22 protein-coding genes and 2 tRNA genes are annotated in these 22,707 nt (G+C 31.8%); 15 read left to right on the top strand and 9 right to left on the bottom strand.

Annotated elements, in window-relative coordinates:
• Window positions 1-6 precede the first annotated feature (6 nt).
• Genes RSE15_RS11590 through RSE15_RS11580 form a run of 3 tightly spaced genes read right to left on the bottom strand, consistent with a single transcriptional unit; the run spans window position 7 to window position 1,982 of the window.
• On the bottom strand, window positions 7-315 hold the full coding sequence (locus RSE15_RS11590; RefSeq protein ID WP_324068711.1) for a 2TM domain-containing protein: 309 nt from the start codon (window positions 313-315) through the stop codon (window positions 7-9).
• Window positions 316-342: 27 nt separating this feature from the next.
• Window positions 343-642 carry a 2TM domain-containing protein gene (locus tag RSE15_RS11585; RefSeq protein WP_324068710.1) on the bottom strand — a complete coding sequence of 100 codons (300 nt, stop codon included), beginning with the start codon at window positions 640-642 and terminating at the stop codon, window positions 343-345.
• 2 nt (window positions 643-644) lie between these two features.
• A complete protein-coding gene (locus RSE15_RS11580) occupies window positions 645-1,982 on the bottom strand; it encodes a 2TM domain-containing protein (protein ID WP_324068709.1) in 1,338 nt (445 codons plus the stop codon).
• A 295-nt stretch (window positions 1,983-2,277) separates the two neighbouring features.
• Here RSE15_RS11580 and RSE15_RS11575 point away from each other — a divergent pair, with 295 nt between their 5' ends.
• The 11 genes from RSE15_RS11575 (at window position 2,278) to RSE15_RS11525 (ending at window position 13,760) form a co-directional block, all read left to right on the top strand.
• On the top strand, window positions 2,278-2,829 hold the full coding sequence (locus RSE15_RS11575) for an IS1096 element passenger TnpR family protein (RefSeq protein WP_324068708.1): 552 nt from the start codon (window positions 2,278-2,280) through the stop codon (window positions 2,827-2,829).
• A 103-nt stretch (window positions 2,830-2,932) separates the two neighbouring features.
• Window positions 2,933-3,991, top strand: coding sequence for a nucleoid-associated protein (locus RSE15_RS11570; RefSeq protein WP_324068707.1), 1,059 nt, complete (start codon window positions 2,933-2,935; stop codon window positions 3,989-3,991).
• 140 nt (window positions 3,992-4,131) lie between these two features.
• Complete coding sequence (locus tag RSE15_RS11565; protein ID WP_324068706.1) at window positions 4,132-4,791, top strand: TetR family transcriptional regulator C-terminal domain-containing protein; 660 nt, start codon at window positions 4,132-4,134, stop codon at window positions 4,789-4,791.
• A 6-nt stretch (window positions 4,792-4,797) separates the two neighbouring features.
• The gene (locus RSE15_RS11560) at window positions 4,798-6,108 is read left to right on the top strand and encodes an ABC1 kinase family protein (protein ID WP_324068705.1); all 1,311 of its coding nucleotides are present in this window, start codon (window positions 4,798-4,800) and stop codon (window positions 6,106-6,108) included.
• Window positions 6,109-6,236: 128 nt separating this feature from the next.
• Window positions 6,237-7,133 carry an ABC transporter ATP-binding protein gene (locus RSE15_RS11555; RefSeq protein ID WP_324068704.1) on the top strand — a complete coding sequence of 299 codons (897 nt, stop codon included), beginning with the start codon at window positions 6,237-6,239 and terminating at the stop codon, window positions 7,131-7,133.
• 7 nt (window positions 7,134-7,140) lie between these two features.
• A complete protein-coding gene (locus RSE15_RS11550; protein ID WP_324068703.1) occupies window positions 7,141-7,992 on the top strand; it encodes an ABC transporter permease in 852 nt (283 codons plus the stop codon).
• A 16-nt stretch (window positions 7,993-8,008) separates the two neighbouring features.
• On the top strand, window positions 8,009-10,027 hold the full coding sequence (locus RSE15_RS11545) for a choice-of-anchor L domain-containing protein (RefSeq protein ID WP_324068702.1): 2,019 nt from the start codon (window positions 8,009-8,011) through the stop codon (window positions 10,025-10,027).
• A 44-nt stretch (window positions 10,028-10,071) separates the two neighbouring features.
• Window positions 10,072-11,082 (top strand): DHH family phosphoesterase, encoded by a 1,011-nt coding sequence (locus tag RSE15_RS11540; protein WP_324068701.1) that lies wholly within the window; start codon window positions 10,072-10,074, stop codon window positions 11,080-11,082.
• 4 nt (window positions 11,083-11,086) lie between these two features.
• A complete protein-coding gene (gene gldI / locus RSE15_RS11535; protein ID WP_324068700.1) occupies window positions 11,087-11,644 on the top strand; it encodes a gliding motility-associated peptidyl-prolyl isomerase GldI in 558 nt (185 codons plus the stop codon).
• A 7-nt stretch (window positions 11,645-11,651) separates the two neighbouring features.
• Window positions 11,652-12,731: a peptidylprolyl isomerase gene (locus tag RSE15_RS11530; protein WP_324068699.1), complete on the top strand. Its 1,080-nt coding sequence runs from the start codon at window positions 11,652-11,654 to the stop codon at window positions 12,729-12,731.
• Window positions 12,732-12,749: 18 nt separating this feature from the next.
• Window positions 12,750-13,760, top strand: coding sequence for a peptidylprolyl isomerase (locus RSE15_RS11525; protein WP_324068698.1), 1,011 nt, complete (start codon window positions 12,750-12,752; stop codon window positions 13,758-13,760).
• 51 nt (window positions 13,761-13,811) lie between these two features.
• Here RSE15_RS11525 and RSE15_RS11520 read toward each other — a convergent pair whose 3' ends face one another.
• From RSE15_RS11520 to proS, 6 genes are all read right to left on the bottom strand, one after another.
• On the bottom strand, window positions 13,812-14,243 hold the full coding sequence (locus tag RSE15_RS11520; protein ID WP_324068697.1) for a hypothetical protein: 432 nt from the start codon (window positions 14,241-14,243) through the stop codon (window positions 13,812-13,814).
• A 47-nt stretch (window positions 14,244-14,290) separates the two neighbouring features.
• Window positions 14,291-16,087 (bottom strand): translational GTPase TypA, encoded by a 1,797-nt coding sequence (gene typA / locus RSE15_RS11515; protein WP_324068696.1) that lies wholly within the window; start codon window positions 16,085-16,087, stop codon window positions 14,291-14,293.
• Between the two features lie 145 nt (window positions 16,088-16,232).
• Entirely contained in the window at window positions 16,233-16,484 is a 252-nt protein-coding gene (gene rpsT / locus RSE15_RS11510) for a 30S ribosomal protein S20 (RefSeq protein WP_026724626.1), read from the bottom strand.
• A 156-nt stretch (window positions 16,485-16,640) separates the two neighbouring features.
• Window positions 16,641-16,712, bottom strand: a tRNA-Glu gene (locus RSE15_RS11505).
• 29 nt (window positions 16,713-16,741) lie between these two features.
• A tRNA-Glu gene (locus RSE15_RS11500) sits at window positions 16,742-16,813 on the bottom strand.
• 84 nt (window positions 16,814-16,897) lie between these two features.
• A complete protein-coding gene (proS, locus tag RSE15_RS11495; RefSeq protein ID WP_324068695.1) occupies window positions 16,898-18,376 on the bottom strand; it encodes a proline--tRNA ligase in 1,479 nt (492 codons plus the stop codon).
• A gap of 98 nt (window positions 18,377-18,474) precedes the next feature.
• On the opposite strand from proS, the gene RSE15_RS11490 reads away from it, so the two are divergent.
• The 4 genes from RSE15_RS11490 (at window position 18,475) to RSE15_RS11475 (ending at window position 22,704) form a co-directional block, all read left to right on the top strand.
• Entirely contained in the window at window positions 18,475-19,410 is a 936-nt protein-coding gene (locus tag RSE15_RS11490) for a hypothetical protein (RefSeq protein ID WP_324068694.1), read from the top strand.
• 18 nt (window positions 19,411-19,428) lie between these two features.
• Complete coding sequence (locus RSE15_RS11485) at window positions 19,429-20,904, top strand: OmpP1/FadL family transporter (protein ID WP_324068693.1); 1,476 nt, start codon at window positions 19,429-19,431, stop codon at window positions 20,902-20,904.
• Window positions 20,905-21,114: 210 nt separating this feature from the next.
• Entirely contained in the window at window positions 21,115-22,419 is a 1,305-nt protein-coding gene (rimO, locus tag RSE15_RS11480) for a 30S ribosomal protein S12 methylthiotransferase RimO (RefSeq protein WP_324068692.1), read from the top strand.
• Between the two features lie 3 nt (window positions 22,420-22,422).
• Window positions 22,423-22,704 (top strand): hypothetical protein, encoded by a 282-nt coding sequence (locus RSE15_RS11475; protein ID WP_324068691.1) that lies wholly within the window; start codon window positions 22,423-22,425, stop codon window positions 22,702-22,704.
• Window positions 22,705-22,707: the final 3 nt, after the last annotated feature.

Genomic DNA, 22,707 nt, shown 5'->3' with positions numbered 1-22,707 from the left:
ATTTGATTATTCCCACTTATTCGCCTTCTCTTTCTCGATGAATTCCTTAATCTTACGATCTTCCCAGTTTTGTCCCATAATCCAATTAGGAACAAAAACCGAAAGTCCGTGCGCTAATAAACCAATTCCCCAGAAAAAAGCAGTCATAAAATTCTTAAACTGGAAATATGTTTCTCCTTCATTCAAACTTTGAATATTGATAATCACAATCATTATATTAATTATCACATAAACAATTGCATGCGTGTAAAAACCTTTAATTTTTTTAACTCGTTTTAAAGCTTCTTGATATTTAATTTCGTCTTGTGTGTTCATGATTTCTATTTTTTAATTGGTATGTAATTATTCCCATTTTGTGTTTTTTTCTTTTTCCATTATCTCTTTAACTTTTTTATCATCCCAATCTTTTCCAAAAAAAGGAATAATATTAAAAACGCCAACAGCATGAAAAAACAAACCGATCCCCCAACCTAACATAGGCCAATAAAACCAAATGTGTGCTGGTGAAAATCGAAGGTTAATGAAAGTCAAAAACGAAATTACAAGAACGTAACTTGCTAAATGTCCGTAAAAACCTTTTAACTCTTTTACTCTTTCTTTTGCTTTGTTGTATTTTTCTATGTCAAATTGATTTGCTTCCATGTTTACTTCCAATTTTTAGAATTATCGTCTTTATTCATTAATTCATTGATTTTGCGCTCTTCCCAAGATTTTCCGTAACCAAAAGTTTCTAAAGCATGAAAGGTTAATCCCATTCCCCAACCTAGCATAGGGAACCAAAACCACTGAAAATTAGAAGTGTTTAGATTAATAATAATTAATACTGGAATTACAATGCAATATGAAATCAAATTGCCATAAAATCCTTTTAGTTGTTCTACTTTATCTTTTGCTCGTTGATAAGCTAAGTTTTCGTTGTATATATTTTGTGTTTCCATAATGGTTACTTGTTTGGTTAAAATGGGTAGAAAAATTTTAAATTCTTTTTCGTTTTCTTCTACCAAAACGGTTCTTTTTGTTAATATAGCGTATCGATTAACAATATTTTGTAATCCAACGCCTTTTCGGTCTGATAATACTTCTTTCTTTTGCAAATTATTCGTTACGACCAACTGGTTATTTTCGATAGTAATTTTTACGTGAAGCGGTTTTGCTTCGCTCACTATATTGTGCTTGATGCAGTTTTCTAATAATAATTGCAATGATAATGGAACTACTTTTGCTTCTTCGTTATCAAAACCTTCTGGAATTTCAAATGTTATGCTGTTTTCAAAGCGCATTTTTAATAAATTCATATAGGTTTTTGCAAACTTTAATTCTTCTGCTACCGAAACCAATTCTTTGTCTTTTTGCTCCAAAACATAACGATACACTTTTGAAAGCGAAGTCGAGAATTTTTGAGCACTTTCTGGATTTTCTTCGATTAATGAACTCAATACATTCAAACTATTAAACAGAAAATGCGGATCGATTTGGTTTTTTAAACTTTCAAACTGTGCCGAAGCGTTTCCTGCAATAATTTTTTGTTCTTTAACTTTGTTTTCTTGATAGGCTTTATAAAAATAAAAAGCGTGAAAAGCAAGGGTTACAAAAAATGTAATTATAATAGTTACCAAATAATTTGCCAGTGTTTCATTTTGCAAAAATGCATCAAAACTCTCACCTTCTATAATAACATCTTCAATAATTCTTAGTAAAAAAATTACAACAACTGAAATCAAAAAAGAACCCAAAAAGCCTATGATTATCCTTCTTTTTGTAAACCGTTCGACTTCAAAAATTGAATCTAAATAGATGAACAAAAAAGCATTGGCATAATATAAAGTTAATCCATACAAAATAGTATAGCCCAAATTAACAAGCAAATATTCATTCAATTGAATGGTAACACCTGTAATTAATTTAATTACAAGTAAAACTAAAAAGATAGAAATGGATAAAATTATCGCTCTTGGAAATTCTTTTATGAGTTTATCAAACATATCAAAAGGTTTAGTATAAAATTAGTTAAAAAAATAAGTGACTTCGCAATAATTGCACTTAAATAAAAAATGAGTTGCATCATAATTTGTTTGCTTTTATTTCTGATACAAAATTCACTATAAAAACTCACCTAAAAAACTTAATGTAACCCAACTGTCGATTTTTAAAGATGAATTGTAAAATATAAAAGTTGAAGCTATTTTTATTATTGCTGAAATTTAAAATTGAACGTGATTTTTGTAATTGATTTTTGAAATTAATACTTACTTTTGCTTTTCTTAAAATTTCAAGATTATGATTTATAAATTCAGAGCTATTCTCGATGCTGAAGAAGATATTTTTAGAGATATTGCTATCGAAAGCGACAATTCATTAGAAGATTTACACAATGCGTTAATCAATGCATTTGGTTTTGACGGTACCGAAGTAGGCGCTTTTTATACCTGTGGTGCTAACTGGTCTTGGCATGAAGAAGATGGCATTCCGTTATTTGACACAGGGGATATTCCTGGCGAAATCAAAACAATGGCTGAATATAGATTAGACGATTTAGTTCACGAACAAAACACTAAATTAGTTTATGTGTATGATTTGTTTTCTATGTGGACTTTCTTCTTGGAATTAGCTGCCATTGAGAATGACAAACAAATTGGTGAAACCTATCCTGCTCTTTTATTTTCACATGGTGAACTTCCAGCCGAGGCTCTACAAAGTGGATTCAGAGGAGATTTATCTGAAGAAGATATGTTCGGGGAATTTGAAGACGATTTAGACGACGAAGATTACGACATGTTTGATGGAGACGATAGTTTTGAAGACATGGGATTTGAAGAAAATTGGAATTAAATAATTAGCCAATGTGCTAATATGGCAATGTGCCAATTATAAAAACTTAATACTAACATTGTTAATTGGCATATAGACCAATTGACGAATTGACACATTAATAATGATCAACTTATTTAACGCACATATTGAAAACCTATCTATTCATAGAGTAGGAAACAAAAGTAGAAACGAAGCCATTTTCTTATCTGAAAATCCATACGGATTGAATGATGAAATTATGCCTTTGTTAAAGGAATATTTCTTTAAACCTTTTAGAGAAAAAGAAGAAAATTATTTTCAATTTGCGCACGAAGTAGATTTAGAATACAATGATATGTTCAATTTTGCTTCAGAAGTTTTTAATAACCCAAGCGAAATTCACAACGTTTCAAAAAAAATCACAAAACACCTTTTCGAACAATCCAATCATCCGCATATTAAAAATGGAGAAGTATATGTAGCTTATTTTACACACGTTTCTATTGATAATAATGTTGTTGATGCTATTGGAGTTTTCAAAAGTGAAGTACAAACCGATTTCTTACAATTTGAAGAAAAAGAAAGCAACTTAGAAATGATTTTACAACAAGGAATCAACTTGAATAAGTTGGACAAAGGTTGTATCATTTTCAACTATAAAAAAGAAGAAGGTTATAAAATTTTAACTGTAGACAGCAACCGTTACGATGCACGTTATTGGTTAGAACATTTCTTGTCGGTAGATGCGTTTCAAGATGAAAACTTCATGACTAAGAAATACTTGAAATTCTGTCAAGAGTTCGCTAAAGAAGTGGTTTTACCAGCAGAAGACAAGCAACAAGAAGTATTGTTCATGAATCGTGCCATCAATCACTTTGCTAAAAATGATGAGTTTGAAGAAACCGCTTTCTTAAATGAAGTAATGCAAAATCCTGAATTTATTCCAGAATTCAAAAATTACAAAGTAGATAAAGGCGCAAAATACAGCATCGAAGACGTTTCAAGTTTTCCAATTGCAAATGCTGCCGTTACTGATGTGCGTCGTACGTTAAAAAACACGATTCAATTGGACACGAATATCCAAATCAAATTGGATTTCATCAACCCTGAAAGCGCGGAGAAATTCGTTGAAAAAGGTTGGGACGAAGAAAAACAAATGTATTATTACTTGGTTTACTTTAATAAAGAGCAGAAATCGTAAGCAGTTTACATACAAATTATTAAACCTCAATTACAATCTTGTACTTGAGGTTTTTTTTGAAAGAACTTTAACAAAAAATTTGTTTAACTTTTTTGATTATAAATTAAACATTCTTTACCTTTGATAAAATTTTAAAAGTCATGGCAAAGAAGAAAGAGATTACTCATCAAGATATTTTAGGTTTCTACATTGATTATTTTTTAGAAAATAACAAAGCGCCACATTCGGTATATAAATTTGCAAAGCAGTACAATTTTGAAGAAGCTGTATTTTATGCTAATTTTTCATCGTTTGAACAAATTGAAAAAACCTTTTTCACTTCATTATTTCAGCAAACAATGAATTTGTTAGAAAAAAGCGAAGATTTCGAATCGTATGATGCACGAACTAAATTATTAAGTTTTTATTTCACTTATTTCGAAATGTTAACTGCCAACAGAAGTTTCACGGTTGCACTTTTAAAAGAAGATAAAAACAAATTAAAAAGTCTTTCTAAACTAACCGAATTGAGAAAACACTTCAAACAATTCTTTGATACGTTAGAAATTGAAAAAATCGATTTAAAACAAGATAAGCTAGTCGAAATTCAAGAAAAAACTTTGAGCGAAATGGCTTGGTTCCAATTCTTATTCACTTTAAAATTTTGGATAGAAGACACTTCACTCTCTTTTGAAAAAACCGATATTTTCATTGAAAAATCAGTCAATACTAGTTTTGATTTAATGGATATTGCACCTTTAAAAAGTTTAATTGACTTCGGAAAATTTATGTGGCAAGAAAAAGCCTCATTTAAAATGTAAACAAAAATGAAAACTATAGATAGTATTCCTACATCAAAAATTCAGAGAGCATCCAAACTGATTCAAACTGGAGCAAAAGTTGGTGTAAATTACATTAAATATTATGGTGACAAAATCACCAAAACCGAAGAAGAAGCCAAAGAAAATCTAAACATTAATAATGCTTCTGACATTTACGATGGTTTAAAACAAATGAAGGGAAGCGCTTTGAAAGTAGCTCAAATGCTAAGCATGGACAAAAGTATTTTGCCTCGTGCTTATGTAGAGAAATTTTCATTAGCTCAATTTTCGGTTCCGCCGTTATCACCTCCTTTGGTAAATAAAACTTTTAAAAATTATTTTGGCAAACAGCCAAACGAAATATTTGACACTTTTAATGCCACTTCAATAAACGCTGCGAGCATTGGTCAAGTACACCAAGCGAGCAAGGATGGGAAAAATCTTGCTGTGAAAATTCAATATCCTGGAGTGGCAGAAAGTATCAGTTCTGATTTGGCAATGGTAAAGCCAATTGCGATTAAAATGTTCAATATCAAAGGAAAAGATTCTGATAAATACTTTAAAGAAGTTGAAGATAAATTGATTGAAGAAACCAATTACATCAACGAAGTCAAACAAAGTATTGAAATGGCTGAAGCTTGTGTCACTATTCCTAATTTGATTTTTCCTAAATATTATCCTGAATGGTCATCGGAAAAAATCATTACCATGGACTGGATGACAGGCGAACATTTGTCTGAATTCACGGCTTATAATACAGATGCAGAAAAATCAAATATTTTGGGGCAAACGCTTTGGGATTTTTATATGTTTCAAATGCATAATTTACGAAAAGTACATGCCGATCCGCATCCAGGAAACTTCTTGATTACAAAAGACACAAAACTAATTGCTTTAGATTTTGGTTGTATTAAAGAAGTCCCAAATGATTTTTATGTACCGTATTTTGAATTAGCGAAGAAAGAAAATCTGGCAAATCCGGAATTCTTTAAATCAAAATTATACGAATTAGAAATATTAAGAACCGACGATTCTAAAGAAGAAACAGAATTTTTTACAGAAATGTTTCATGAATTGTTAAGCTTATTCGCAAGACCATTTCATGTGGAAGAATTTGATTTTTCAGATGATGAATTCTTTGGTCAAATTGCCGATTTAGGTGAACGCTATTCTAAAAGCACCGAATTAAGAAACATGAACGGTAATCGCGGTTCAAAACACTTTATCTATATCAACAGAACGTTCTTTGGTTTATATAATTTAATGCACGACTTAAAGGCTAAAAATGTTAAAATCAACAACTTTATAAAATATTAATTTTATCTAACTAACTGTAAATCCCTAATCTTCAATTTTGATTAGGGATTTTTTTATGCAGATTAATTTCATATCGTAACAATTTACCTATTTGTTCGTCTTATCTCTAAATCAAAAAACGAACAAATTTGGAAACCATTTTAAAAATCACCCAACTTAATAAGATTTTCAACAAACATTTACACGCTGTTAAAAACGTGTCTTTTGAAATCAAAAAAGGAAATGTTTACGGTATTCTTGGCCCCAATGGTTCCGGAAAATCAACCACTTTAGGAATAGTTTTGAATGTTGTTAATAAAACTTCAGGCGATTTTGAATGGTTTGGAGGAAAAGTAGCCACTCATGATGCCTTAAAAAAAGTAGGTGCTATCATTGAAAGACCAAACTTTTATCCCTATATGACCGCCAAAGAAAATTTGGAATTGGTTTGTAAAATCAAAGGAACTTCTTTTGCAAAAGTGGATGAAAAATTAGAATTAGTTGGTCTTTTAGATCGTAAAAACGATAAATTCCGAACTTTTTCATTGGGAATGAAACAACGTTTAGCCATTGCATCTGCCCTTTTGAACGACCCTGAAATTTTAATTCTAGATGAACCAACAAACGGTTTAGATCCTCAAGGAATTCGTCAAATTAGAGATATTATTAGAGTAATTGCTTCGCAAGGCACTACTATTTTATTAGCATCGCATTTGTTAGATGAAGTTGAAAAAGTATGTAGCCATGTGGTAATTTTACAAAAAGGCGTAATGTTATACCAAGGTTCGGTTCATAACATGATTGAAAATAACAGCTTTTTTGAGTTACAGTCAGACAACAACGAACAGTTAAAATTGGCACTTCAAAATCACCCATCAGTTGAAAAAACAATAGACGAAGAAGGAAAAGTTTTGATTTATTTAAAACAAGACATTGCTGCCAAAGAATTAAACGCGTATCTGTTTGAACAAAAAATTGTTTTAGAACATCTTGTTAAAAGAAAAAACAGTTTAGAAGAACAATTTTTAGAATTAACCAAAAACTAATCCAATCATGAAAAGATTATTATCTATAGAATTCCAAAAAATATGGAAAAATAAAGCCAGTAAATTTTTACTTCTAACCTATTTCATTTTATTAAGCTTTATAGCTTTAATTGCTTCAATAAAATTTAATATTGGAACATTTGAAATTAGCATTGCTGATCAAGGAATTTTTAATTTCCCATACATATGGCACTTTAATACCTATATTGCCGCTTGGTTTAAATTTTTCTTAGCCATCATAATTGTGTCCATGATGGCAAATGAATATACTTATGGAACACTTAAACAAAATTTAATCGATGGATTAAGCAAAAAGGAATTCATACTTTCTAAATTTTTAGTAGTTGGAAGTTTTGCTTTAGCTTCAACCGTTTTTGTTTTCATCATGTCTTTGATTTTGGGATATTCATTTTCATCGTATAATGAATTTTCAATTGTTTTTTCGGATTTAGAATATTTAGTTGCGTTTTTTATCAAGCTAGCTGCATTTTTCTCATTCTGTTTATTCTTAGGAATTTTAGTTAAAAGGAGTGCTTTTGCATTAGGATTTTTATTTATATGGTTTGTTTTTGAAAAAATATCTTACGGGATTTTAAAGTTTGAAATTTTAAATGGAAATAATAAAACTATTGATTTTGCGGACAAACTTTATAAGTTTTTTCCTTTAGAATCATTGAGCAATCTAATTAAAGAACCTTTTACAAGATTAAGTTTTGCAAAAACAATAGAAACAACAATTGGAGGTCAACAAACCATAAGAGATTATAGCGTTCACTTCTCAGAAATTAGCATTGCATTAGTTTGGACATTTATATTTATTTTAACATCCTATTATATTCTTAAAAAGCGCGATTTGTAGTATCTTTGCAGATGCTATGAAAATTATCAAACATCTCATTTCTGCCCTATTTTTCGTACTGGGAATTCAATTTGGAAATTCACAAAACATCTCTGTTGATGAAGGATATTCTTCTCAAACTTTAGTCGAAGATATTTTAATCAATAGTTCTTGTGCTAACATTTTTAATGTGAGTGTATCGGGTGGCAATTTTGCTACTGGAGAAAAAAGTTTTGGCTATTTTGACGCTACAGGGACTACTTTCCCATTCCAAAATGGAATTATACTTTCTACTGGAAAAATTAATAATGCCCCAGGGCCCAACTCCTACCTTTCTGATGATGGTGGAAGTATGGGCTGGGATGGCGATTCAGATTTAAACACAGCATTAGGGTTAAGCAATACCTTTAATGCAACAATTTTAGAATTTGATTTCATCCCTTTAGGAAATAAAATCAGTTTTGATTATATTTTTTCATCTGAACAATATTTATCCAATCCATCATCAAATCAATGTAATTTCACAGATGGTTTTGCTTTTTTATTAAAAAGAAATGGCACTACCACTTATGAAAATTTAGCAGTTGTTCCTGGCACATCTACACCCGTAAAAGTGAATACCGTTCGAGGTCCCGGAACTATTTGTCCCCCAGCAAATGCTAATTATTTTGATGCTTTTAATGATGCCAATCACCCCACAAATTACAACGGACAAACCAAAGTGTTAACAGCGCAAGCCGATGTAATTCCGGGAGAAACTTATCACATAAAATTAGTAATAGCAGATGAAGGAAATTACCGATTTGACTCGGCCATATTTCTTGGTGGCGGTAGTTTCAATTTCACAATTGATATAGGTGATGACCGATTAATTTCCTCTGGAAATCCATTATGTCAAAACGAAACTTTATTGGTAGATGCAACACAAGTTGGTGCAACGGCTTATCAATGGTTTCAAGATAGTATTGCTATTCCTGGAGCTACAAATGCAACTTATACTATTACATCTGTCGGAGATTATGTAGTGGAAATCAACTATGGTCCTTCTTGCCAAACAACTGGAACTATTAAAATTGAATATGCTGATGTATTAACTATTGATGAAAACACTTTTTCATTGTGCGATTCAGATACAAATCAAGATGGAAAAACAGCTTTTAATTTAGATAATATTAAAAATAGTCTTTTTACGAATTTACCAACTAATTATGTAATTTCATTTTTTGAAACTCAAACGAGCACAACTATTTTACCAGTAAACTATACGAATACAACCGCATACAATCAAACCATTTACGCTAGAGTAATGAATATTCAAGGTTGTTATACTGATTATCCTGTATTTTTAAAAGTTAATACTTTTGACGCTATAGTTACTGATAAAGAATTAAGTTTATGTGAGAATGACATTCTAATACTAGATGCTGGCTCAGGCTTTAATTCCTATACTTGGGATACAAATCCACCACAATTTACACAGCAAATCTTAATTGCTTCAGCTGGTACATACAAAGTAATTTTAACCAATGTAAATAATTGTTCTAAAACAAAAACTTTTACTGTTGAAGCTTCAAGCACTGCTTTAATTGAAGATATTATTTGCAACGATTTTCAAGAAAACAATACTGCAACAATTCAAATATCAAGTGCTAGTTTAGGCGATTACGAATTTTCTTTAGACGGAAGCAATTATCAAGATTCTAATATTTTTACCAATTTAGCACCTGGAGAATATAAGGTTTATGTCCAAGATAAAAAAGGTTGTGATATTGCATTCGAAACCTTTTACATCTTAGATTACCCAAAATATTTCACTCCAAACGGTGACGGATATAACGACACTTGGTTCATTAAAAACCTAGACAAACGTAATTTAGAAAACAGTCCAATTAATATATTTGATCGTTATGGAAAATTTATAAAACAAATTTTCGGAGAAAGTGAAGGTTGGAATGGTACTTTTAATGGAAATCAATCTCCTTCAAATGATTATTGGTTTGAAATCAAATTAACCAATGGACAATCCATAAAAGGGCACTTTTCATTAAAACGTTAGGCATAATTATTGCAGAATAGCCTACAATATAATATATTCGCACTATGATGCAAATACACGAAATTGAAGCTATAAAATCGATATTAGCTACACCAAAAAGAATTACCATAATACCACATAGAAATCCTGACGGAGACGCTATGGGTTCGACACTAGGATTATATCATATCTTAAAACAATTACAACATAACGTTGTGGTTATAGCTCCAAATGAATTTCCAGATTTTTTAGCTTGGTTACCCGAAAGTGAAAAAGTTTTAATCTTTGAACGAAGTTTTGATACGTGCAAAACTATATTAGAAAAATCGGAATTAGTTTTTACATTAGATTTTAATGCACTTCATCGAACGGGAGACCAAATGGAAAATGTATTAAAAACACTAACAGCTCAAAGCATAATGATTGACCATCATCAAGCACCAGATGGTTATGCAACCTATACTTTTTCAGATACTGCCTATGGTTCAACTTGCCAAATGGTATATGATTTTATTTATCAATTAGAACTTGAAAATCTACTTAACAAAACAGTAGCAACTTGTTTGTATACTGGAATTGTAACCGATTCTGGCAGTTTTCGTTTTCCAAAAACCACAAGCGCTACTCATAAATGCGTTTCCGATTTAATTGATAGAGGCATCAACAACAGTGAAATTCATAATTTACTTTTTGACAATTCAAGCTATAATCGTTTATTGTTGCTTGGAAAGGCGCTTCAAAATTTAAAAATGCTTCCTGAATACAAAACCACATACATCACCTTAACTCAAGATGAATTAAACGAACTTGGTCATCAAAAAGGCGATACAGAAGGAATTGTAAATTACGGATTAAGCATTAAAGGAATTGATTTTACGGCCATTTTCATCGAAAATAAAGAAGAAGGAATAATTAAAATATCGTTCCGTTCACAAGGTGATTTTGATGTAAACCAATTTGCACGAAATCATTTCAATGGTGGCGGACATATCAATGCTGCTGGAGGAAAATCTTTTTTAAGTTTAGACGAAACGATACAACAATTTATTGCTATTTTAGCACAAGAAAAAAAATAAACAAATGAAAATTCACAACCTATTCCTTCTTGGAGTAATGATTTTCTTAGCTAGCTGTTCGCAACAACAACAAGCCAGAAAACCTATTTCTCACACTTCTGGAACTTTTATAAAAGAATCTATAGAGCGCAACAAAATTTTAATTGCAGACGAAGAAGATTTGATTGCCGAAATAATAAAAAACGATTCTCTTAAATCTTACATAAGTTCAAACAAAGGTTATTGGTACAAATACGAAACCAAAGTTGAAGAACTTACACCTTCACCAAAAAGAGGCGACATTGCTTTTTTTGATTACGAAATAAAAGATTTAAAAAGCAGAATTATTTACACAATTGCCGATACAAAACCTCAGGTTTATTACGTTGATAAAGAAAATATCATGATGGGATTGCGAGATGGTATTAAATTAATGAAAAAAGGAGAAACAGTTACATTCTTATTTCCTTCTCACATGGCTTACGGCTATCATGGCGATGATAAAAAAATAGGCACCAATGAACCTTTAATTTGCACCGTAAGTTTAAATGATATTAAAATAGATACTCAAGCTAAAAACTAATTTTAAAATGAAGAATATCACAATTTTACTTTTAAGTATTGCAACATTTTTTATTTCTTGCTCAAAATCACATGACAATCTAAAAGAAGGTTTATATGCTGAAATTGAAACCGCAAAAGGCAATATGATTGTTAAATTAGAATTTGAAAAAGTTCCTAATACCGTAGCTAATTTTGTAACTTTAGCAGAAGGAAAAAACCCATTCGTAAGTAACGAATTCAAAGGAAAACCATTTTATGATGGTTTAAAATTTCATCGTGTTATTCCTGATTTCATGGTACAATGTGGTGACCCAATGGGAGATGGTACAGGCGGACCCGGTTATAAATTCAAAGATGAATTTCATCCCGATTTAACACATTCAAAAGCAGGAATTTTATCGATGGCTAATGCAGGTCCAAGCACCAATGGAAGCCAATTCTTTATAACTCACAAAGAAACACCATGGTTAGATAATATGCATACCGTTTTTGGAGAAGTTGTTGAAGGATTAGAAGTAATCAACACCATTGAAGCTAATGATATTATTGAAAAAATAACAATTATAAGAATAGGAAATGCAGCTAAAAAATTTGATGCTGTAAAAATTTTCAAAAACTACTATTCTTCCGTTGCCAAAGAAATTAAAGAAGCTGAAGAAAAAGCTCAACAAATAACTGAAAATAAAATTAAAGAAATTACCACTTTAAAAGCAACTGGAACAAAAACTAAATCAGGTTTAATATACCAAATAATAAAAAAAGGAACAGAAAAAAAACCAGCTAATGGCACACAAGTTCTAATTCATTATGCAGGTTATTTAGAAAACGGACAGCTTTTTGATACTAGTTACGAAGATGTAGCTAAATTGCATGGGAAATTTGATCAAAACAGAGCCAACCAAAACGGATATGCTGGTTTTCCTGTAACCATTGGTAATTTGCCTTTCATCCCAGGATTTAATGAAGGAATTACCTTAATGAATTATGGAGATAAGTTAATGTTATACATTCCTTCCAATTTAGGTTATGGCGAACAAGGAGCCGGAGATGCAATTCCACCTAATGCTAATATTATTTTTGAAGTAGAACTTTTAGAAAACAAATAACAAACTAATAATTACAAAATGAAACACTTATTAAAAATTGTAGTAATCACATTAAGTTGGTTAACATTTGCAACTGCTCAAAACAAAACAGAAGATGGTATTTTTGCTGAATTCAACACAGCAAAAGGAAAAATTGTAGTTGAATTAGAATACAAAAAAACACCTATTACAGTAGCCAATTTTATTTCACTTGCGGAAGGAAACAATCCAAAAGCAGATGCTAAATTTAAAGGAAAACCATATTACAATGGATTGAAATTCCATAGAGTTATAGCAAATTTCATGATTCAAGGAGGTTGTCCTGATGGAAAAGGAACTGGCGGACCTGGATATAAATTTGACGATGAAATTGTTACTGACTTAAAACACTCAGACAAGGGTATTCTTTCTATGGCTAATGCTGGACCAGCTACCAATGGAAGTCAATTTTTTATCACCCATAAAGCAACTCCACATTTAGATGGAATACATACGGTTTTTGGTCATGTCGTTTCAGGACAAGAAGTGGTAGATAAAATTGCACAAGATGATGTGATAATTTCTGTTAAAATAATTAGAGTTGGAAAAGAAGCAAAAAAATTTAATGCTGAAAAAGTATTTGCAGACTATTTCATAAATAAAGAAGCTGCTGATAAATTGGCCGCTGAAAAGCAAAAGGAAGCTAAAGAAAAAGCGTTAAAAGAATTTGCAAATGCAGCATCTACTCCAAGCGGCTTAAAATATATTGTTCTACAAGAAGGAACAGGAAACAAACCAGTAGCAACAAGTAACGTAAAAGTACACTATACTGGTATGTTTTTAGATGGCAAAGTATTTGACAGTAGCGTACAAAGAGGAGAAACTATAGATTTTGGTTTAAATCAAGTTATCAAAGGCTGGACAGAAGGTGTTCAACTTATGAATGAAGGATCTAAATATAAATTCTATATTCCATCTAATCTTGCTTATGGTGAAAGAGGAGCAGGTGGTGTTATTCCACCGAATGCTGATTTAATTTTTGAAATAGAATTAATCAAAATAAATCAATAAAAAAGAAAAGCCGCTAAAATTTTATTAGCGGCTTTTTTAATATTTCGAAATTTAAAATTTCCAATCAAATTCGTCTTTATCACTAAAAACAGCTCCTACTTCAATCTTAACGATTTCGTTGTAATCAACGTGGACAAACAACCAATTTTCTTCGTTAAAATAACTCATCATTCCTTCTACTGTATCTGTTTCAAATGATTTTACTTTGTGTTTTTCCAATACAGGAAATACGTCACTCCAATTTTTACCAATTAAGCTAGTATTAAACAACTTAACTATTGGATTAGTAGTTGTCAAATACCCTAACTTAAAAGCTTCTTCTTTGTAAAAAATTAAACGAAGTTTTCTAGCGTTGTACATAAAAACAACATTCTCTTCTTCGTCTTTATATTGTGTATCGGGCTTACCCAAAATTTTAGTAACATCTTGCTCTTTCATTCCGAAAAGCAAATTGTCAATTCCGTATTTCAATTTAATTTCCATGCTTCTTTATGCTAAAAAATCCCGATTTTCATCGGGATTTATATTAATTATATTTTAAAACGTTTTCTATCGTTTTCTGTCAAATAAATTTTTCTTAAACGAATAGATTTTGGAGTAACCTCAACATACTCATCTTTTTGAATGTATTCTAACGCTTCTTCTAATGAGAAAATAATCGGTGGAATAATTCTAGCCTTTTCATCATTTCCAGAAGAACGAACGTTTGACTGTTTTTTAGCCTTAGTTACGTTGATACACATATCATCACCACGAGAATTTTCTCCAATAACTTGACCTTCGTAAATTTCAGCATTTGGTTCCACGAAGAATTTACCACGATCTTGTAATTTATCGATAGAATAAGGAATTGCTTTTCCATTTTCCATAGAAATTAACGAACCATTGTTACGTCCAGGAATTGCTCCTTTAAAAGGTTCGTATCCAATGTAACGGTGCGACATGATTGCTTCTCCAGCCGTAGCAGTTAACAATTGATTTCTTAATCCGATAATTCCACGAGATGGAATATTGAATTTGATAATCATACGATCACCTTTAGCTTCCATTGATAACATTTCTCCTTTACGGATTGTTACGAATTCAACCGCTCTACCTGAAAGGTTTTCTGGCAAATCGATTGTTAATTCTTCAATTGGCTCACATTTTTGACCATCAATTTCTTTGATGATTACCTGTGGCTGACCAATTTGCAACTCATACCCTTCTCTTCTCATAGTTTCAATAAGAACCGATAAGTGAAGAACTCCACGACCAAAAACCATGAATTTATCAGCAGAATCAGTTTCACCTAACTTCATCGCTAAGTTTTTCTCTAATTCTTTTGTTAGACGATCTCTAATATGACGAGAAGTAACAAATTTACCTTCTTTACCAAAGAATGGTGAATCGTTAATTGTGAACAACATACTCATTGTAGGCTCATCAATAGCAATAGTTTGTAACGCTTCTGGGTTTTCAAAATCAGCGATAGTATCTCCAATTTCAAATCCTTCAATTCCAATAATTGCACAAATATCTCCAGCAATTACTTCGTCTACTTTTTTACGACCAAGACCTTCAAAAGTATGTAATTCTTTAATTCTTGATTTGATTACTTTACCATCTCTTTTAACCAAAGAAATAGGCATTCCTTCTTTTAAAACACCTCTTTCTAAACGACCAATCGCGATACGACCTGTAAAAGAAGAGAAGTCTAAAGAAGTAATTAACATTTGAGGAGTTCCTTCAGATACTTTAGGAGCTGGCACGTTTGCCAAAACCATATCTAATAAAGGCTCAATATTATCTGTTTGGTTTCTGAAGTCATCAGACATCCAGTTGTTTTTAGCCGAACCGTAAACTGTTGGAAAATCTAATTGTTCTTCTGTAGCACCTAATTCAAACATTAAGTCGAAAACTTTTTCATGTACTTCTTCTGGAGTACAGTTTTCTTTATCTACTTTATTAATAACCACACATGGTTTTAATCCTAAGTCAATTGCTTTTTGTAATACGAAACGCGTTTGAGGCATTGGCCCTTCAAAAGCATCAACTAAAAGACAAACACCATCAGCCATATTAAGTACACGCTCTACTTCACCACCAAAATCGGCGTGACCAGGAGTATCGATAATGTTGATTTTTGTTCCTTTATAAGTTACAGAAACGTTCTTAGAAGTAATAGTAATACCTCTTTCACGCTCTAAGTCATTATTATCTAAGATCAAATCTCCAGTATTTTCGTTTTCACGAAACAACTGACAGTGGTACATAATTTTATCAACCAAAGTAGTTTTACCGTGGTCAACGTGTGCAATAATTGCGATGTTTCTAATAGAAGTCATTTATTAATTTTTTGAAGGTGCAAAGGTAATGTTTATTTTGATAAAAACACTATAGTAATCAATACTTTAGTAGAAATAACATAATAAGTAATATATAAAAAAAGCTCTCAAAATGAGAGCTTTAGTATATTTTACTAACAGTAGACTATAAAGAAGCTACGTGTTTAGTTAATTTTGATTTTAAGTTAGAAGCTTTATTATCATGAATGATATTTTTCTTAGCTAATTTATCAATCATAGAAATTACAGTTGATAATTTTGCAGAAGCCTCAGCTTTATCAGTAGCTAAACGAATAGCTTTGATTGCGTTACGAGTAGTTTTGTGTTGGTATCTATTTAATACTCTTCTTTTCTCGTTACTTCTAATTCTTTTTAAAGCAGATTTATGATTTGCCATTTTGTTCTTTTTTTAATTGTAATAATTGTTATAAACTACTAGTTAAAAAAGAAAAACCTCCCACATTCACCTAGGCGAACACTTTGGTTTTAACTAATAAAATAATAACCGAGACACCAATTATTATTTTACAAAACTTATTTACAACTAATTTTGTAGCCCGTAGGGGAATCGAACCCCTCTTACCAGGATGAAAACCTGGCGTCCTAACCGATAGACGAACGGGCCATTAACCAATTTTTTGTATTCTCAATATGTAGCCCGTAGGGGAATCGAACCCCTCTTACCAGGATGAAAACCTGGCGTCCTAACCGATAGACGAACGGGCCATTACATTAATTTTGTAATGCGAGTGCAAAAATACAACTAATTTTGATTTCTGCAAGACCTTCAATAAAAATTTTTATTTTTTTTTAGTAAGCTTTAGCAAAAAGAACCCTTCCTTTAGATGGAGCACCCGTAAACATACAACTTCCAGCCTCTTCTACCCTATCTAAAGCAATGCATCTAATAGTTGCTTTTGTTAGCTCTTTTATCTTTTCTTCTGTTTCAGCTGTACCATCCCAATGCGCTGCTAAAAAACCTCCCTTAGTTTCCAACAACTCTTTAAATTCTTCGAAAGAATTCACTTCTGTTATATGAGTATCTCTGTATTCCAATGCTTTAGCAAACATATCACTTTGAATAGTTTCTAACAAATTTTGAATATACGAAGCTACTCCTTCTTTAGAAACCACTTCTTTTGACAAATTATCTCTTCTCGCAATTTCGTAGGTTCCGTTTTCTAAATCGTTTGGTCCAAGGGCAATTCTAACTGGAACACCTTTTAATTCCCATTCAGCAAATTTAAATCCTGGTTTTTGCGTGTCTCTATTATCATATTTTACAGAAATACCTAACTTTCTTAATTCAGCCGTTAAAGCATTTACTTGCTCAGAAATTGCATCAAATTGCTCCCCTGTTTTATAAATTGGAACAATAACTACTTGAATTGGCGCTAAATTTGGAGGTAACACCAAACCTTTATCATCAGAATGTGTCATTACTAAAGCACCCATTAATCGGGTTGAAACTCCCCAAGAAGTTCCCCAAACATACTCTTGTTTTCCTTCTTTATTCGCAAATTTAACATCAAAAGCTTTGGCAAAATTTTGACCTAAAAAGTGCGAAGTTCCCGCTTGCAATGCCTTACCATCTTGCATTAAAGCTTCAATACAATAGGTTTCGTCAGCTCCTGCAAAACGCTCTGTTTCTGTCTTTAATCCTTTAATTACTGGAATTGCCATGAAATTTTGTGCAAAATCAGCATATACATGCATCATTTTTTCTGATTCTTCAATTGCTTCCTGACGTGTAGCATGAGCTGTATGCCCTTCCTGCCATAAAAATTCAGCCGTTCTTAAAAACAATCTTGTTCTCATTTCCCAACGAACCACATTTGCCCATTGATTAATCAATAAAGGTAAATCTCTATACGATTGCACCCAACCTTTGTATGTTGACCAAATGATTGCCTCACTTGTAGGGCGAACAATTAGTTCCTCCTCTAGTTTAGCATTTGGATCTACCATTAATTTTCCAGGGCGAGATTCATCATTTTTTAAACGATAATGCGTCACAATAGCACACTCTTTTGCAAAACCCTCTGCATTTTTTTCTTCTGCCTCGAACATGCTTTTCGGAACAAACAAGGGGAAATATGCATTACTATGCCCAGTTTCTTTAAACATTCTATCTAATTCGGCTTGCATTTTTTCCCAAATTGCATACCCATATGGCTTAATTACCATACAACCTCTAACACCTGAATTCTCAGCTAAATCAGCCTTTACGACTAATTCATTATACCATTTAGAGTAATCTTCCGCTCTTGTTGTTAAGTTCTTGCTCATTATTTATATTTTGGCACAAAAATTGTTTGTATAAATTTTAACTAATTTGTTGGGCAAAAATAGTTAAATTTGAGGTGTCCAACAATAAAAAAAGAGCTATGAAAACTTTTTATCAATTTAATTCAAAAAAAATAGCTTATTCCTTGATGGGAATAATAGCAATTTTAACTACTTCGTGTGGATCTTATCAAAATTCATCTTATTATGATAATGATGGCGTTTACAGTTCAGATAGACCAACAACGCAGCCAGAAAACAAATATACTGAGCAGAATATTGAAAAATCAAATAAATATGCTCAGCAATTTAAAAACATGCAAGATGATTATACTTATTTTACAGATGTAGATAATTATAATTCACAAACACAAGACACTATAGTAACTGTATACCGAAACGAATCCAATAACAATTATGCAGGATGGGGAAACAATTCCTCTGATGTAACCATAAATTATTACAACAACAATTGGGGATGGAACAACTGGTATTCTCCATATTGGGGTATAGGTTGGAACTCATGGTACGGACCTAACTGGGGTTGGGGATGGAATTCATGGTATGGTGCAGGCTGGGGATGGAATTCTTGGTACGGCCCGAGTTGGGGTTGGAATGGATATTATGGAAACAACTGGGGTTGGAACGGATATTACGGAAACAATTGGGGAGGAGGAAGAGATGTAATATACAATAACGGAAGAAGAGGCGGAACTAGAGATTATAACTATTCATCAGGAAGAACCAACAACTATTCTAATAGAAGAACAGATACACCTAGACCTAATTTTAACAGCACTAGAAATGCTCCAAGAACTGAAAACAACAACACAAGACCTTCAGTAACTCCAAGAGAAAATACTACTACAACACCAAGAAACAACAATTACTCTACTCCTAGAACTAATACTCCATCACCTAGAAGTAATAATTATTCTTCTCCTAGAAGTAGTTCTGGCGGAAGTTTTGGTGGAAGTTCATCTGGCGGTGGAGGAAGTCGTTCTGGTGGCGGAGGATCAAGAGGTGGAAGAGGTTAATTTAATTTACAATAAGATATGAAAAAGTTATTTTTAGTTATAATACTCAACGTATCATTCTTGTCAATTGCACAAGAAATGACAACATCAGATGCGCTTAGATATGCTGTTGACAATATGAATGGAACTGCTCGTTTTAGAGGAATGGGTGGTGCTTTTGGAGCAGTAGGCGGCGATTTATCAGCTATAAACATAAACCCTGCAGGTTCGTTGTTTTTTAGCAATAATTTCGCAAGTGCTTCTATTTCAAACTATAACACCAATAATAATGCAAATTATTTTGGAACAAAAAATAAAGAAAATTACAGCACATTAGACTTAAATCAAATTGGAGCTGTACTTGTTTTTAACGACAATTCTGGTAGTTCTGACTGGAATAAAATCTCGATTGCACTTAATTATGACAACACCAATAATTTTGACAATCGTTTATTTACTGCTGGAATAAATCCATATAATTCTATTTCTCAGTATTTTGTAAATCAAGCGAATTTTGTTGCGAATACTCAGTTCAATGATTATCAATATGAAATGGCTTATGAAACTTACATTATAAACCCTCATCCTACCACACCTAATCAGTTTGTCTCAAATGTTTCTCCAGGAGGTAATTATTATCAAGATTTTTATTCTACTTCCAATGGTTATAACGGTAAGATAACTGCAAATGTGGCTTCAAGCTATAAAAATAAATTATTTTTAGGATTGAATCTTAATGCTCATTTCACAGATTATGTTGTAACGACAAGCCTGTATGAGAATAATAACAATCCACTGAATCCAAACACACAACCAACAATCAGCAATATTGTGTTTGATAACCAATTAAGCACTTATGGTTCTGGATTCTCATTTAATTTAGGAGCAATTTACAAAGTAACTAATTCTTTTAGATTAGGAGCCTCTTATGAATCCCCAACTTGGTACAATCTAAATGACGAATTAGTTCAAGACTTATATACTTATGACAATGTGAATGTCCCTTCTGGAGATGAAAGTCGTTATTTTGGAAGTCCTATTTTCATCTTTCCAACTTATAGATTAAGAACTCCAAGTAAAATTACGGGTAGTGCAACCTATATTTTCAATAAAAAAGGATTAATTAGCATTGATTTAGCAACGAAAGACTACAGCAATATTCAATTCAAAAACACAAATCAAAATGATTTTAGAGATTTGAATTCACAAATGAGCTCTGAAATGAAAAATGCCTATGAAATAAGAATTGGAGGTGAATACAAAATCAAACAATGGAGTGTTCGAGGTGGCTATCGCTTTGAAGAAAGTCCTTATAAAGTAGACACCACAATGGGAGATTTAACAGGCTATTCAGCTGGATTAGGATATAATTTTGGCGAAAACAGATTAGATCTATCCTATTCAAATACCCACAGAAATTACAATCAAAGTTTAATTTCTTCAGGCATGACAGATGCAACAAGAATTAGAAATGTACAAGATAATATCACTTTAACGTATTCAATAAATTTTTAAAACAAAATCCATATACAAAACCACTTCTATCAATGAAGTGGTTTTTTTATACCAAAAACTCAAAGAATAATCTCAAAGAAAGCAACATAAAGCCTTAACAGATATAGCAAACAGCGAAACCACACACTTAAAAATTTCTAAATCGCTGTGCTTCTACTAATTATTTTATGTAATTTTGCCCACCGAATGTTCGGAATCAAAATTAAAAGCATGAGAACCAAATCGTTAAAGAAAAATAAAATCAATGTAATTACTCTAGGATGTTCAAAAAACACTTACGACAGTGAGGTGTTGATGGGACAACTAAAAGCCAACGGAAAAGAAGTTGCACACGAAGAAGAAGGAAATATTGTGGTAATTAACACTTGTGGTTTTATTGATAATGCAAAGGAAGAATCGGTCAATACGATTTTGGAATATGTTGACAAAAAAGACCAAGGATTAGTAGATAAAGTTTTCGTTACTGGATGTTTATCTGAACGATATCGACCTGATTTAGAGAAAGAAATCCCAGATGTAGATCAATATTTTGGAACAACAGAATTACCACTTCTATTAAAAGCATTAGGAGCGAATTACAAACATGAATTACTTGGTGAACGTTTAACAACAACACCCAAAAACTACGCTTATTTAAAAATTGCGGAAGGTTGTGATAGACCTTGTAGTTTTTGTGCGATTCCTTTAATGCGTGGAAAACATATTTCGCAACCAATTGAAAAATTAGTAAAAGAAGCAGAAGGTTTAGCAAAAAAAGGCGTTAAAGAATTAATTTTAATTGCCCAAGATTTAACCTATTACGGATTAGATTTATACAAAAAACGTAATCTTGCTGAATTATTAGAAAACCTTGCAAAAGTAGAAGGTATTGAGTGGATTCGTTTGCATTATGCTTTCCCTAGCGGTTTCCCAATGGACGTTTTAGATTTAATGAAACGTGAGCCTAAAATTTGCAACTATATTGATATTCCGTTGCAACACATTTCAGATGACATTTTGAAATCAATGAAGCGTGGAACTACAAAAGAAAAAACAACTAAATTACTACAAGAATTTAGAGAGCGCGTTCCAGGAATGGCAATTAGAACTACTTTAATTGTAGGTTATCCAGGTGAAACGCAAGAAGATTTTGAAATTCTAAGAGATTGGGTTCAAGAAATGAAATTTGAGCGATTAGGTTGTTTCACCTATTCACACGAAGAAAATACGGGTGCTTTTGCTTTAGTTGACGATGTTCCACAAGAAGTAAAACAAGCACGTGCTGCTGAAATAATGGATTTACAATCACAAATTTCATGGGATTTAAATCAGGAAAAAATTGGACAAACTTTCAAATGTGTAATCGATAGAAAAGAAGGGCAATATTTCATTGGAAGAACCGAATTTGATAGCCCAGATGTAGATAACGAAGTATTAGTAGACGCTTCTAAATATTACTTAAAAACAGGCGATTTTGTAAATTTAAAAGTAACTGATGCTACTGAATTTGATTTGTATGCGGAACCAATATCTTAAAATATGAAAAAAATAATCTTTCTAGTTCTTATCAGTTTTTCGTTTTTAAACACTAACGCTCAAGTTGACAGAAGAGTTGGTGCAGGACAATATAAAAATGGAAACCAAAACAAAAATGTAAATCTAGTTGAAACTTCTGTTGAATCTCTAAAAGAGAAATTAAATCTAGATGGTTTCCAAGAAGCTATAGTACGAAATCTTATCAAAGAGAATCAAGCTAAATCAAAAGAAATAATTGAAGCTGTTAGTTATAGTGACCTAGAAAAAAGAAACTTACTCACGTAGCTA

Origin of the sequence: Flavobacterium sp. (assembly GCF_035195345.1) — a bacterium.
GTDB lineage: Bacteria > Bacteroidota > Bacteroidia > Flavobacteriales > Flavobacteriaceae > Flavobacterium.
The sequence above is the reverse complement of the archived record's forward strand: the minus strand, read 5'-3'. Positions and strand labels throughout refer to the sequence as shown.

Coding starts and splice junctions, on each gene's coding strand:
- RSE15_RS11590 (WP_324068711.1), bottom strand. CDS start 315: ATGAACACACAAGACGAAATTAAATATCAAGAAGCTTTAAAACGAGTT.
- RSE15_RS11585 (WP_324068710.1), bottom strand. CDS start 642: ATGGAAGCAAATCAATTTGACATAGAAAAATACAACAAAGCAAAAGAA.
- RSE15_RS11580 (WP_324068709.1), bottom strand. CDS start 1,982: ATGTTTGATAAACTCATAAAAGAATTTCCAAGAGCGATAATTTTATCC.
- RSE15_RS11575 (WP_324068708.1), top strand. CDS start 2,278: ATGATTTATAAATTCAGAGCTATTCTCGATGCTGAAGAAGATATTTTT.
- RSE15_RS11570 (WP_324068707.1), top strand. CDS start 2,933: ATGATCAACTTATTTAACGCACATATTGAAAACCTATCTATTCATAGA.
- RSE15_RS11565 (WP_324068706.1), top strand. CDS start 4,132: ATGGCAAAGAAGAAAGAGATTACTCATCAAGATATTTTAGGTTTCTAC.
- RSE15_RS11560 (WP_324068705.1), top strand. CDS start 4,798: ATGAAAACTATAGATAGTATTCCTACATCAAAAATTCAGAGAGCATCC.
- RSE15_RS11550 (WP_324068703.1), top strand. CDS start 7,141: ATGAAAAGATTATTATCTATAGAATTCCAAAAAATATGGAAAAATAAA.
- RSE15_RS11545 (WP_324068702.1), top strand. CDS start 8,009: ATGAAAATTATCAAACATCTCATTTCTGCCCTATTTTTCGTACTGGGA.
- RSE15_RS11540 (WP_324068701.1), top strand. CDS start 10,072: ATGATGCAAATACACGAAATTGAAGCTATAAAATCGATATTAGCTACA.
- gldI (WP_324068700.1), top strand. CDS start 11,087: ATGAAAATTCACAACCTATTCCTTCTTGGAGTAATGATTTTCTTAGCT.
- RSE15_RS11530 (WP_324068699.1), top strand. CDS start 11,652: ATGAAGAATATCACAATTTTACTTTTAAGTATTGCAACATTTTTTATT.
- RSE15_RS11525 (WP_324068698.1), top strand. CDS start 12,750: ATGAAACACTTATTAAAAATTGTAGTAATCACATTAAGTTGGTTAACA.
- RSE15_RS11520 (WP_324068697.1), bottom strand. CDS start 14,243: ATGGAAATTAAATTGAAATACGGAATTGACAATTTGCTTTTCGGAATG.
- typA (WP_324068696.1), bottom strand. CDS start 16,087: ATGACTTCTATTAGAAACATCGCAATTATTGCACACGTTGACCACGGT.
- rpsT (WP_026724626.1), bottom strand. CDS start 16,484: ATGGCAAATCATAAATCTGCTTTAAAAAGAATTAGAAGTAACGAGAAA.
- proS (WP_324068695.1), bottom strand. CDS start 18,376: ATGAGCAAGAACTTAACAACAAGAGCGGAAGATTACTCTAAATGGTAT.
- RSE15_RS11490 (WP_324068694.1), top strand. CDS start 18,475: ATGAAAACTTTTTATCAATTTAATTCAAAAAAAATAGCTTATTCCTTG.
- RSE15_RS11485 (WP_324068693.1), top strand. CDS start 19,429: ATGAAAAAGTTATTTTTAGTTATAATACTCAACGTATCATTCTTGTCA.
- rimO (WP_324068692.1), top strand. CDS start 21,115: ATGAGAACCAAATCGTTAAAGAAAAATAAAATCAATGTAATTACTCTA.
- RSE15_RS11475 (WP_324068691.1), top strand. CDS start 22,423: ATGAAAAAAATAATCTTTCTAGTTCTTATCAGTTTTTCGTTTTTAAAC.